Source organism: Cellulophaga lytica DSM 7489 (assembly GCF_000190595.1).
Lineage (GTDB): Bacteria > Bacteroidota > Bacteroidia > Flavobacteriales > Flavobacteriaceae > Cellulophaga > Cellulophaga lytica.
In genome coordinates this window covers 1,731,153-1,744,932 of the sequence record NC_015167.1, presented here as the reverse complement: position 1 = coordinate 1,744,932, position 13,780 = coordinate 1,731,153, and the positions used below count along the sequence as shown (strand labels likewise).

Annotated in this window: 11 protein-coding genes; 4 read left to right on the top strand and 7 right to left on the bottom strand. The window is 32.0% G+C overall.

What is annotated here, in order from left to right; all coding sequences use genetic code 11:
• Positions 1–129: 129 nt before the first annotated feature.
• On the bottom strand, positions 130–1,119 hold the full coding sequence (gene hemB, locus CELLY_RS07835; RefSeq protein WP_013621128.1) for a porphobilinogen synthase: 990 nt from the start codon (positions 1,117–1,119) through the stop codon (positions 130–132).
• A 72-nt stretch (positions 1,120–1,191) separates the two neighbouring features.
• Between hemB and CELLY_RS07830 the strand changes: the two genes are divergently transcribed.
• The 4 genes from CELLY_RS07830 to CELLY_RS07810 all read left to right on the top strand — a co-directional run bounded on the left by CELLY_RS07830 (position 1,192) and on the right by CELLY_RS07810 (position 9,346).
• Positions 1,192–3,837, top strand: coding sequence for a DEAD/DEAH box helicase family protein (locus tag CELLY_RS07830; RefSeq protein ID WP_013621127.1), 2,646 nt, complete (start codon positions 1,192–1,194; stop codon positions 3,835–3,837).
• A gap of 107 nt (positions 3,838–3,944) precedes the next feature.
• Entirely contained in the window at positions 3,945–4,826 is an 882-nt protein-coding gene (locus CELLY_RS07825; protein ID WP_013621126.1) for an ABC transporter ATP-binding protein, read from the top strand.
• A 2-nt stretch (positions 4,827–4,828) separates the two neighbouring features.
• A complete protein-coding gene (locus CELLY_RS07820) occupies positions 4,829–8,437 on the top strand; it encodes a M1 family aminopeptidase (RefSeq protein WP_013621125.1) in 3,609 nt (1,202 codons plus the stop codon).
• A 330-nt stretch (positions 8,438–8,767) separates the two neighbouring features.
• Positions 8,768–9,346 carry a fasciclin domain-containing protein gene (locus tag CELLY_RS07810; RefSeq protein WP_013621124.1) on the top strand — a complete coding sequence of 193 codons (579 nt, stop codon included), beginning with the start codon at positions 8,768–8,770 and terminating at the stop codon, positions 9,344–9,346.
• A 101-nt stretch (positions 9,347–9,447) separates the two neighbouring features.
• Here CELLY_RS07810 and hemF read toward each other — a convergent pair whose 3' ends face one another.
• From hemF to hemE, 6 genes are read right to left on the bottom strand one after another with little or no spacing between them, the layout of a single operon-like run.
• Positions 9,448–10,350, bottom strand: a complete 903-nt coding sequence (hemF, locus tag CELLY_RS07805; RefSeq protein WP_013621123.1) for an oxygen-dependent coproporphyrinogen oxidase — start codon at positions 10,348–10,350, stop codon at positions 9,448–9,450.
• A gap of 25 nt (positions 10,351–10,375) precedes the next feature.
• Complete coding sequence (locus CELLY_RS07800) at positions 10,376–11,005, bottom strand: hypothetical protein (RefSeq protein WP_013621122.1); 630 nt, start codon at positions 11,003–11,005, stop codon at positions 10,376–10,378.
• A gap of 58 nt (positions 11,006–11,063) precedes the next feature.
• Positions 11,064–11,411, bottom strand: a complete 348-nt coding sequence (locus CELLY_RS07795) for a 5-carboxymethyl-2-hydroxymuconate Delta-isomerase (protein WP_013621121.1) — start codon at positions 11,409–11,411, stop codon at positions 11,064–11,066.
• A 5-nt stretch (positions 11,412–11,416) separates the two neighbouring features.
• Positions 11,417–12,172 carry an EI24 domain-containing protein gene (locus CELLY_RS07790; protein WP_013621120.1) on the bottom strand — a complete coding sequence of 252 codons (756 nt, stop codon included), beginning with the start codon at positions 12,170–12,172 and terminating at the stop codon, positions 11,417–11,419.
• 26 nt (positions 12,173–12,198) lie between these two features.
• A complete protein-coding gene (locus CELLY_RS16685; protein ID WP_144709160.1) occupies positions 12,199–12,630 on the bottom strand; it encodes a DUF6973 domain-containing protein in 432 nt (143 codons plus the stop codon).
• A gap of 56 nt (positions 12,631–12,686) precedes the next feature.
• Entirely contained in the window at positions 12,687–13,715 is a 1,029-nt protein-coding gene (gene hemE / locus CELLY_RS07780) for a uroporphyrinogen decarboxylase (protein WP_013621118.1), read from the bottom strand.
• Between the last annotated feature and the right edge of the window lie 65 nt (positions 13,716–13,780).

Genomic DNA, 13,780 nt, shown 5'->3' with positions numbered 1-13,780 from the left:
ACCTATTTCCGAAAGGTTTTAACCTTTATTCGTAATAAAAAATTGCATATTATAATGTATTACAAAAAAAGGCTTGCTAAAAAGTGTGTTGTACTTTTTAGCAAGCCTTTATAATTTGTATTTAAAAAATTACCCTAAAATACGAATTGCATCTTTAGCAAAGTAGCTTGCAATAATATTTGCACCTGCTCTTTTTATTGCGGTAAGTTGCTCCATAACTACTGCATCATGGTTTAACCAACCTTTTTCTGCTGCTGCTTTAACCATTGCATACTCACCACTAACTTGGTAAACTGCCACTGGTACATCTACCTCATTTTTAATTTCACGTACAATATCTAAATAACAAAGTCCTGGTTTTACCATTACAATATCTGCACCTTCATCAATATCCATTTCTGTTTCTCTAATGGCTTCAAAACGGTTGGCATAATCCATTTGGTATGTTTTTTTATCCTTAGGTATATCTTTTTCATCTACTGGTGCAGAGTCTAAAGCATCTCTAAAAGGGCCGTAAAAAGCAGAGGCATACTTTGCACTGTAGCTCATAATACCAGTGTTGTAAAAACCATCATCTTCTAAAGCTTCACGTATGCTTAAAATACGTCCATCCATCATATCACTAGGTGCAACAAAATCTGCTCCTGCTTCTGCATGTGACACGCTCATTTCTGTAAGCACCTCAACAGATTCATCATTTAAAACCAACCCATTTTCTATAATACCATCATGGCCGTAAGAAGAATAAGGGTCTAAAGCAACATCTGTCATTACCAACATATCTGGACAAGCGTTTTTTACTGTTTTAACAGCACGTTGCATTAATCCGTCTGGGTTAACAGCTTCTGTACCTTTATTATCTTTTAAATTATCGGGCACTTTTGCAAAAAGTAAAACCGACTTTAAGCCCATTTTCCAAAGCTCCTTTACCTCATTTTCTAACAAATCTAAACTATACCTAAAATAATTTGGCATAGACGGTATTTCTTCTTTTATAGCTTTACCTTCTACCACAAAAAGTGGTACTAAAAAATCATCTGGAGATACTATGGTTTCACGAACCAAAGAACGGATTGCCTCGTTACTACGCAATCTTCTGTTTCTAATAATTGGATACATAATTATTGTTTACTTTAGTAGTGTCAAAGTTACTTAATATCAACCAAAAATACAGAAACCAAGAGCCTTCATTTGAGTACTATTAACAACATTTTAAAATTTAAGTTTACTTGGCGTACCTATCAGCAAAAATTCTTAGACAATTTTGATACGCATATTAACGACAAGCACCTACACGTTGTAGCGCCACCTGGATCTGGAAAAACAATTTTAGGCATAGAAATGCTTAAAAGAGTTAACCAAACTACCTTGGTATTATCACCTTCTTTAACCATTAGAAACCAATGGAGAGACAGAATGCTTACCTTTTTTTTAGAAGATAAAAGTTATACAAACTACTCTTTAAACATAAAAAAACCAAAGCAAATTACCTTTACTACCTACCAGGCTTTGCACGCTTTACATAAAGATTTTAACAAGCTAGACAACCCTAAAACTCTAGTTAACTTTATAAAGAAAAACAACATAAAAACTATTGTTTTAGATGAAGCACACCACCTAAAAAATGAGTGGTGGAAATGCTTATTTGAAATTAAAAAGGCAGATGACATAACGGTAATATCGCTAACCGCTACACCGCCTTACGATAGCGAAGCTAATGAGGTAAAAAAATATTTTGATTTATGCGGACCAATAGATGATGAAATTGTGGTTCCTGATTTAGTTAAAAACGGAGACTTATGTCCGCACCAAGATTATGTGTATTTTTCTAAGCCAGATAAAAAACAAATAGAAAGTATTGTTACCTACCGTGAAAACATTTTAAACTTTATAAATACACTTGTAGATGATACTGAGTTTACCAACATTTTACAAGAACATCCGTTTTACAAAAACACAGAAGAAGAGCTAGAAAGTATATACAACAAACCACTATTTTACTCTTCTTTAATTATATTTTTAAATGCAGCAAAAATAACTGTTCCAAAAGAAAAAATAGCAATTTTAGGTTTTAAGGATGATAAAATTGAGTTTCCAAACTTAAACTACAACTGGCTACAAGTTTTACTGCAAGAAATGCTGGTTGTACAACGAGATTTACTTTTACCTTTTGAACAGAAGCTACATACCATTGAAAGGGATTTACGAAAAATTGGTGCTTTTAGTAAAATGCGAGTAGATTTTGTTGGTGTTGAAGATTTGTACAGAACATTAGCCAATAGCCCTAGCAAATTAAAAAGTATAAATGCCATTATTACTGCCGAAAGTGATAATTTAAAAGACGATTTAAGAGCTGTTATTTTAACAGATTTTATACGAAAAGAATTTCTGTATTTTGATGGCTCTAAACTTGAAGAATTAAATAAATTAGGTGTTGTATCTATTTTTCAATACTTACGCACACAAGGCAAACATAAAGAACAACTAGGTATTTTAACTGGCTCTATTGTAATTTTGCATAAGAGTGCCCTCATCAATTTAAAAAAAATAGCAGCCCATGCTATATTTACTGTAAAACCTTTAGAGGCAGATGAAGATTTTGTTATTATAACTTCATTTACAAAAGGGAAAAACACAATAGTATCTGCAGTTACAGCGCTTTTTGAAAACGGAACCGTAAAAATACTAATTGGCACAAAAGCTTTACTTGGCGAGGGTTGGGATGCTCCTGCAATTAACACCTTGGTATTGGCGTCTTATGTTGGCTCGTTTGTATCATCTAACCAAATGCGTGGTAGAGCTATTAGAACTCAAGCTGGCAATAAAAACAAAACTGGTAATATTTGGCACTTGGCTTGTTTAGATCCTACAGATCCCGAAGGTGGTAAAGATTTAGAAAAACTAACCCGCAGATTTAATGCTTTTATGGGTGTTGCTCTAAAAGGAGAACCCTACATTGTTAATGGTTTAGATAGGTTAGGTTTACCTTTGCAATACTCACCAGAAATAAACATAGAACAATTAAATAAAGATACTTTTGCCATTGCAACCAAAAGAGATTTAATTGCCACCAGATGGAAAAAAGCAATTGGTAAAGGAGATGTTTTTATTAGAGAATTAAACATTTTATACCCTTACAAAGAACCTTATACCAAACAAAAAAAATTACGCAGTGTAAACGCTAGTAAATATCTTTTTTTAGAAGTGCTAGTTGGTACATTTGCTATAATACCAGAGTTTATTTTAAAAAATGTAGGCATACTATTAAGTAAGGGAGTAATGCAATTTATATCGCTATTTTTTGGCGCTATTTTTTTAGGTTTCATACCTAAAGCATACAAAGCACTAAAGCTTTACTTTTTATTTGGCAATATGGAGCGTAAAACACAAAAAATAGCACAAGCTGTATTACATTCCTTAGTGGCATTACAAAAAATAACAACACCAATAAACAAAATTAAACTAGAAACCGACCGGTATAGTAATGGTGTTTTTGCATTTTACATAACAGGCGTAACTACTAATGAGAGCTCTTTATTTATTACTGCTCTAGAAGAAATTATTGCTCCTGTAGACAATCCAAAGTATTTAATAGACAATAGCTCTTGGTTAAAAAGAAAATGGAATTTGCGAACCTATTACGTTGTACCTACCATTTTCTGTAAACGTAAAGCAGAAGCCAAAAGATTTCATTTTTATTGGGAAGAATTTGTTGGTAATTCCTCCTTAATATATACCAGAACAAAATACGGCAGACAACAACTAATTAAAGCAAGGCTAGCACATATTGTTTATCAATTTAAAGATGCTTCTAAAAAAGCCATTACTTGGAGATAATTGTTAAAACAGTAAGACATTTCTTAAATTACACACTTAATTATGTAACAATTTAACAACTAAGGTTACTAACCAATTAATATCAACAAAACTTAAAAATATTACATATGCTATCTATTAAAGACCTTAACAAAACGTATCCTAACGGAACAAAAGCATTAAACAATGTAAATTTAGAAATTAGCAAAGGTATGTTTGGTCTTTTAGGTCCAAATGGCGCTGGTAAATCTAGTTTAATGAGAACCATTGCCACATTACAGTTAGCAGATAGCGGTAGTATAGAGTTTAATGGCCTAGATGTTTTTAAAACTCCTGAAGAATTACGCAAAGTATTAGGTTATTTACCACAAGATTTTGGTGTTTACCCTAAAGTTTCTGCAGAAATGATGCTAAATCATATTGCAAAAATAAAAGGAATACAAAATAGTAGTGAGCGCAAAGCATACGTAGCAGATTTGCTAAACAAAGTAAACTTATACAAGTTTAGAAAAAGAAATTTAGGAGATTACTCTGGTGGTATGCGCCAACGTTTTGGTATAGCACAAGCATTAATTGGTAATCCTAAATTAATAATTGTAGATGAGCCAACTGCTGGTTTAGATCCCCTAGAGCGTAACCGTTTTCATAATTTATTAAGCGAGTTGGGAGAAGATGCTGTAGTAATTTTATCTACACATATTGTAGATGACGTTGTTAACCTATGCACAAATATGGCAGTTTTTAATGAGGGGCAAGTACTGGTACAAGGGCACCCAATGGAATTAACCAACTCTTTAAATGGTAAGGTATTTAGAAAAAGTATTCATAAAGAAGAAATTGCTGAGTATGAAGCCAATTACACCGTACTATCATCATACCTACGCAGTGGCAGCCTAAACATTAATGTTTTTGCTGAAAGCAACCCTGGTGAGGGTTTTGAAGTTATAAGCAACACCTTAGAAGATTTTTACTTTTACAGTATTAACCAAATGGCTAACCAAACTGTGTAATTATGAAAGAAATATTTTTATTTGAAATAAAGTACAGGTTACGCAGACCAGTAACCTACATCTACATTTTTTTAATGTTTATAATTCCGTGTTTACTAGCGTTATTTAGCTTAGATTCTGGCACAGCACAATTTGTAAACAGTCCTAGCTCTATTGCCAGTGTTTTGGGAGCATTAAGTATGCTTGGTTTGTTTTTTTACGCTGCAATTATGGGCGTACCAGTATTTAGAGATGAAGAACACAAAACCGCACAAACCTACTTTACATTTCCTGTAACAGAAAAAAACTATATTCTTGGTCGCTTTTTAGGTAGTTTTACTATTGTAACTATTATGAATATTGGTGCCGTATTAGGCACTATGATTGGTATTGGTATTGGAGCTTTATGGAACAGACCAGATTATGGCGTTTATACAGCTTTTGATATCACATCTTACATACTCCCTTTTGTATTTTTCTTAACGCTTAACTCATTATTTATTGGCGCATTATTCTTTAGTCTAATGACATTTTTTAAAAGAATGTCTATTTTGTATTTAGGCGGAATTTTAATTTTTATACTTAGTAATGTTGCTGGTACTTTATTAAGCAATTTAGATAGTCAATGGTTAAGTATTTATGTAGATCCTTTTGGCTCCGAAGCGTATAAATACATAAAAAAATACTGGTCTATTAACGAGGTTAACACCTTGTACTTACCAATGTATGGAGAGTTTTTAGTAAACCGCTTACTATGGTTAGCTATTAGTGTTGGTATATTTTTATTTACATTATTTAAATTCTCTTACCCAAGCTTTTTAATACCTAAAAAGGCTAAAAAATTAAAAGAAGATAATAGCACACCACAAACAACAATTGCTACAAATAGTATAAAACAAGTATTTAGCAACAAAGCTATTTGGGGTAATTTATGGTCTTTAAGTAAAATTGAATTTTTATCTATTGTAAAAGAAAATGCTTTTAGAATACTTATTCTGGTTGGTATTATTTTCTCTGTATTTATTGCAACACAAACTACGCAAACCTACGGCACACCATCTTTACCAATAACCCGTTTTATGGTACAAGAGTTAAGCTCTGGGCTGTTAGTTTTTTCCATTATTATACTGGTTATTTATGCTGGTGAAGCGGTACACAGAACAAGAAAAAGTAAAACATTTGAATTTTATGACGCACTACCAGTAACCAACGCAACATTATACATCTCTAAAATTATTGCACTTATAGGCGTAGCTGTTGTACTTACATTAATTACAATTCTAGTTGGTATGTTATATCAAACTTATAATGGCTATTTTAATTATGAGTTGGGTATGTATCTTACATTTAATTTTGCTTACATTTTTCCGGCTTACATTACAACAGTATTGCTGGCGTTTTTTATTCACATATTGGCAAACAATAAATTCTTAGGTCACTTTTTAGTTATTGTAATTTCTTTAGGCTTACCGCTACTAATTACCTTAGTTTTTAAAGTAAACAACCCATTATTTCTTTATGGCGGTGTACCTGGTAGCTTTTTAAGTGATTTAAATGGCTTTGGACATTATTTAACAGGTAGTTTTTGGCTAAATCTGTATTGGGTATTATTTAGCTGTATTTTAGCTGTAGTTGGCTATGTTTTTTGGAGCAGAGGATTTTACTCTTCTTTTAAAGAAAGGCTACGCCTTGCTGCTAGTCGTTTTAAAGGAAAAACAATAATTGCTTTTGTTGTATTTAGCATTGGCTTTGTTGCTGTTGGTGCATATAGCTACTATAATTTACAAGTTTTAAACAGTATAGGAAGCGCAGACTACAGCAATAAAATTGCAGCAGATGCAGAAAAAAAATATGCCAAATACATAAACAAGCCTCATATACAAATTATAGATTTAAAGGCTAAAGTAGATATTTACCCTGAGGAAAGAGACGTTTATGCAGAAGGTAATTTTACTGCAGTAAATAATTTTGATACTCCAATAGACACACTTTTAATGGAAGTTAAATTTGGTGTTGCAGATACTAAAATAACTAAGGTTGTATACAACGGTAAAGAACTACAACCATTTTTAAAAGATAGTATTTACAGGTTATTTATATATAAATTACCGCAACCTTTACAACCAAAGGATACTGCTTCTTTAGTTATAAATACTAGAGCTATTACCAAAGGTTTTTCTAACGGACTAGAAACAAATGTGTTAAATAACGGCTCTTTTTTTAGAGATGATATTTTCCCTTCTTTTCATTATGAAATTGCTTTAAACGACAACGGTACGCGTAAAAAATATGGGTTAGAAGAAATGGATTATCTGTTGTCTCCAAGAACAGATAGCATTGCCTTGCGTAAAAATTTATTTAATGAAGATGCAAATTATATGAATTTTGAAGCTACTGTAAGCACCGCTAAAGGGCAAACAGCTATTGCTCCTGGTAACCTTATTAAAAAATGGGATAAAGACAATAGAAGTTACTTTACTTATAAATTAAGTGAAAAAACAGATTATTTCTTCAACTTTGCATCTGCTGCTTATGATGTTAAAAAGGATAACTGGACAGCCCCAAGCGGAAAAAAAGTAACTATAGAAATTTACCATTCTCCTAAACACAAGAAAAATTTAGAACACTTTATTAATGGCATAAAAATATCTTTAGATTACAACTCTAAAAACTTTTATGAGTATCCGTACTCTATTATTAGAATTGTAGAATTCCCTGCATACTCAACTTTTGCACAGTCTTTTGCCACCACAATACCATATTCTGAAGATTTTGGTTTTGTAGCTAACTTTTCAGAAGCAGAAGATTTTAATTATGCGTTTAGAGTAACATCTCATGAGGTGGCACACCAATGGTGGGGACATATTGTAACTCCTAGTAAAACCTCTGGATCTAATATAATTTCTGAAACCTTAGCAGAATACGTGTCATTAATGACAATGAAAAAAGAGTATGGAGAAAACGGAATAAAATCGTTCTTAAAAAATTCTTTAGACTCTTATTTAAGTGCACGCCAGTTTAGTTTTAAGCCAGAACGGTCTTTACTAAATGTAGAAACTGGTCAGCATATTTGGTACCGTAAAGGTTCTATGGTTATGTATGAATTACAAGATGTTATTGGCGAAGACAAAATTAATAGTGCCCTAAAGCAATTTTTAAACGAGTATAAATACTTTAACAAAGGAGTGTATGCTACATCTGAAAATTTATATGATGCCATTTATGCTATAGCACCAGACTCTTTAAAATATAAGGTTACTGATGGTTTTAAAGAAATTGTTTTGTATGAAAATAAAGTTGTAAATGCTAAAACCAAAAAATTAGACAACGGAAAATGGGAAACTACTTTTACTGTAAATTCTTCTAAAATTTATTATGATGATAAAGGAAAAGAAAGAGAAACTGACACTAAAAAGAATTTAGTTGACATAGGACTTTTTGGACCTGATATTAAGAATGATGAGAATGTTACCATAAAAAATCCTTACTATTTTGAATTAAAATGGTTGGCACCAGGAGACAATACATTTACAATTGTAACAGATAAAAAGCCTGAAAAAGCTGGCATAGATCCTTACAACAAACTAATAGATCGTAAATCTGGCGACAATTTAAAAGACGTATTAGAATAACATAAAAACACTTTTTACTCTATAAAAAAACGCTCCATATGGGGCGTTTTTTATTTCTTATAAACTCCCACTATAACAAACTACATAGTTTCTTGTAGCTTAATATGTTTTTTAAATATGCCTTTAATACTGCTCTTTAACCTAAAAACAGAGAATATTACCACAATATAAGATTGTAGCAACTTATAGTATATACAATTATACCAGGTAGTTGGTTTTGTAATTTTCACCATAAACAATACAACAATATAAAAAAGAGACATTTTTGTAAAACCCTGTTTTACTTTTTACCGTAGGTAAGGTTGAAACAGAAATTTAAAACACTTATAAATGAAATTATCTAAAGTATTAAAATCGACATTATTAGCAGCAACACTTTTAATTGGAGCAAACACTTTTGCACAAGATAAAATGATGAAAGCTGAAACAAAAATGGTTGGTGGCGCAGAAATGTACCCAACAAAAGATATTATAACTAACGCTGTAAACTCTAAAGACCACACAACACTTGTTGCTGCCGTTAAAGCTGCAGACTTAGTAAAAACATTACAAGGAGAAGGTCCTTTTACTGTTTTTGCACCAACAAATATGGCTTTTGAAAAATTACCAAAAGGTACCGTAGAGACATTATTAATGACTGAAAACAAAGCAACATTACAAAAAGTACTTACCTACCATGTAGTTGCCGGTAAATACTCTGCTAAAGACATTATAAAAGCAATAAAAATAGGCAAAGGAAAAGCTGAATTTACCACTGTTGCTGATGAAAAACTAACTGCAATGGTTACAAACGGTAAAGTGCAGTTAAAAGATGTTGCAGGTAATATTTCTACAGTTACAATTGCAGATGTAAACCAATCTAACGGCGTTATACACGTAGTAGATACCGTTATTTTACCAATGAAATAGTTTTTTTATTAGTTTAATTGATTGTTCCCCAAATGTAAAAAGGTGTCTAAAATTACTTTAGACACCTTTTTTATTTCAATACTCTAATATAACTTTTTATACTACACCCATTCTTTAGGTGTTTTTAAAACCTGAAGCAATTTTTCTTCTTCACTACCTTCCTCTGGAGTATGATCATAAACCCATTGTACATGTGGCGGTAAACTCATTAAAATACTCTCTATACGCCCGTTTGTTTTTAGCCCAAACAACGTTCCTTTATCGTGCACCAAATTAAATTCTACATAACGGCCACGTCTAATCTCTTGCCAATCTCTTTCTTCTTTGGTATAAGGCAATTCTTTTCTTTTTTCTACAATAGGCACATAACAATCTAAAAAACTATTGCCTACCTCAGTAACAAAATTGTACCAATCTTGCATAGACATAGCGTCTGTTGCTTTACAATAATCAAAAAATAAACCACCAACACCACGCGCTTCATTTCTGTGTGCGTTCCAAAAATACTCATCACAACGTGCTTTGTATTTAGCGTAAAACTCTAGATTGTGCTTATCACAAGCAGTTTTACATACGTTATGAAAATGAGTAGCATCTTCATTAAACAAGTAATAAGGTGTTAAATCTTGCCCACCACCAAACCATTGGTCTACAATGTTACCGTCTGTATCATACATTTCAAAATAACGCCAATTTGCGTGTACTGTTGGTACCATTGGGTTTTTAGGGTGTAATACTAAGCTTAGTCCACAAGCAAAAAAGTTAGCATCTTCTACACCAAAATACTTTTGCATACTTTCTGGTAACTTTCCGTGAACTCCAGATATATTAACTCCACCTTTTTCAATAACAGCACCATTTTCTATAACTCTGGTTCTTCCTCCACCGCCTTCTGGACGCTCCCAAATGTCTTGCTTAAATTTAGCATCTCCATCTATAGCTTCTAACTTAGTGGTAATAGTATCCTGTAATTCTTGTATATAGTTATAAAACTTATCTTTCATTATATCATAAATTTTTAAATGTCTTTTATAAATCTTGTCTACTAGCTACTACTTTATTGCTATCATTAATTAAATATGCATCGGTTATTGCTAAAAATAAATAATAGAGAACCCCAAAAAATAGCGGAATTTGTGGTTGACTAACAAACAAACCAGTAATTGTAAGATCTTTATAAAAATTAGATTTTGCTAAAAAATCTTTAGTTAAACCTAGTTCTGGAATTACAGATTGTATTAGTAGTGTTCCCAATAATAAAAAAAAATAACCTATTACAGAAATAACAGACTTTAGTATTAATTCATTTTTCAACTCTTGTTTAACATTAGAAAAAGCATAGCGCATACGATTAAAAACTACAACACAATACAGTATTAAAATATCATTACCTTCTATAAAACTATTAAAAGCAAGAGCAAAAGCACCATATAAAGGTACTAAGAGAAATAATGATGTCCGCTTAGGTAAAAAAGCCATAAATAAACCAGAATGCACCATAGCAAATTCAAAAGCCATAAGGGTAACATATGATAATATTTTAGTAGCATCAGTAATGTTTGGCGTGTACCAAACTACAAATAACTTATAGGCAAAAATTACATTTAAAACTATAGCTCCGTACCGAAAAGGTTTATCGTATTTCTCAATAATACTCATTTATTATTTTATAAGTGCATTTATCTAAACAAAGCATATCTCTTAAAACCATACTATTTTAAATCATTGATTTATTGTAATAAGTTTCCTTTTCAAAATCTCTAATATTAATAGCTATAAAAGGGATTTCTGGGAATAACTGGCTTAATTTACGTGTTATTTCTTTTGATAAATTTGCTTTTTGCTCCTTAGTTCTACCCTCCATAATGTTAGCAAAAACGTGAATAAAAGGTTTTTGCTCACCTCCTACCAAATAGTGCTCTGCAAAAGGGTTTAAACGTACTTTTATATCTGCTTCATCAAATAAATTAGAAGCTACTGCTACAGCGTGTATTGATTGTAAAACCTCCGCTGGATTTTGCAGTTTTAAAATATCACTAGAACAATCTATAACAAAGTGTGGCATACTAATTATTTTTTAATAGTTAAAGTATCTTTCTTTAAAATTTCTACTGTTTTTAATGTTGCAGCAGTAACAGACAAAGGCAAAACAAGAATAATACCTACTAATGGTACAAACAAAAACAGCATAAAAACAATACCATTACCTATAGCTAAACCTCTATTTTTTTTAACAAAAGCAACACTCTCTTTGTAGTTAAAATGGCGTTCTAAAGTATAGTCCATATTACCAAAACCTGCGTAATATGCTTGCATTAAAAACAGTAACACTGTAGAGACTACCCCAATTACTGGTATAAAACCAAGTAATAGAATTGGTATTGTAAATAAAATTTCTTTAGCTAAGTTTCTTACATTTATGCGTATACCACGCCATAATTGCTCACTAAAAGTAGTGTTTGTATGGCTATGTGCCGGTATACCTGTTAAATGTGCCTCTATTTTTTCTGATACAGGACTCATAAAAGGTGCAGATAATGCCATTACAATGTGTTTGTATAACAATAAACCTATTACAACAATTACTGTTGCGCCTATAAAGTTAGAAACTGCAGTAAAGGCCTCTTTGCCCCAATCCCAAATCCAGATTTGTGCTATAAAACCACCAATACTACCAGACAACCAAATAGCTAACAAAACAATTATTGCTGCTGTTAATACGCTAATTAGTACAGGAACAAGAAAATATTTCCAAAGTTTTAGCTTAGAAATTAAAGCAAAAGTACCAGCATAGGCTTTTATTCCTTTTAAGATATTTTTGAGCATTTGTTATGTTTTAAAATTCTTAAAAACTAAGATACAATATATACCATATTTGCAGGATATAGTTTTATGTCTTTTGCATTTGCAATTTTTTCGGCTACCTTACTTTTTTCAAAAATAAAGTTTATTAATTCCGATTCCTTTTTGTCTGCATAATTAAAAAAATAAAGTCTACCAACAGCATTGTTCTGTAGGTCCATTAGTTCATCTAACTCATTATTATTAGTAACTTTTTCATACAAATCGGTTACTTTTTGAGCCCAAAACACACTTTTTTGCTTGCTTTTTGTGCGTTTTAGTGAGTAAGTACACAATAGAGCATTCCACACTGCGTGTCTAAACGCATTACCTTTATTACTTTTACCGTGCCCACCTGGATAGTAGGTATTGCAAAGAGCAAATGTTTGTTTTGTTGCTTTTATACTAGGAACCAATAATAACGGATGTCTTAAAAACAGCAAAGACAGTTTAAAAAACTGTCTTACACTTAAACTTTTTATTCTGGTCCAGACTTTCACTAATTAGCTTTATACTCTTTTACAGCGTCTATAAATGCTTTTGCATTTTCTAACGGTATGTTTGGCAAAATACCGTGACCAAGGTTTACTATATACTTATCCTTACCAAACTCATTTATCATTTGGTGCACCATTTTTTTAATATCTTCTGGTGGAGATAATAACCTAGACGGATCAAAATTACCTTGTAATGTAATATTACCTCCTGTTAAGTAACGTGCATTACGTGCAGAACAAGTCCAGTCTACACCTAATGCAGATGCACCAGATTTAGCCATATCACCCAATGCAAACCAACATCCTTTACCAAAAGCTATAACCGGAGCTTCATCTTTTAAGGCATCTATAATTTGCTGTATGTACTGCCAAGAAAACTCTTGATAATCTGTTGGTGATAACATACCTCCCCAAGAGTCAAACACCTGAACAGCGTTAACACCAGCCTTAACTTTTTCTTTAAGGTAAGCTATTGTAGTATCTGTAATTTTTTGCAATAATTGATGAGCTGCAACCGGGTTGGTAAAACAAAATTCCTTTGCCTTATCAAACGTTTTACTACCTTGCCCTTGTACGCAGTAACATAAAATTGTCCAAGGAGAACCTGCAAAACCAATTAAAGGAATATCATCATTTAACTTCTCTTTTGTCATTTTAATAGCATCCATAACATAACCAAGTGTGCTGTTTATGTCTGGTACAATAACAGATTCTAAATCTTTAGAAGTACGAATAGGGTTTGGCAAATAAGGCCCAAAATTAGGTTTCATTTCAACCTCTATATTCATTGCCTGTGGAATAACCAAAATATCAGAAAATAAAATAGCAGCATCCATACCATATCTACGTATAGGTTGCACTGTTATTTCTGATGCCAACTCTGGTGTTTGGCAACGCGTAAAGAAATCGTATTTTTTCTTTATTTCCATAAACTCTGGCAAGTATCTACCTGCCTGACGCATCATCCAAACTGGTGGTCTGTCTACGGTTTCACCTTTTAAGGCTCTTAAAAATAAATCGTTTTTTATCATATCCTCTCCCTAGCCCTCTCCGCAGGAGAAGGAATTTATTTAACTTAAACTATATTTTTTAATAA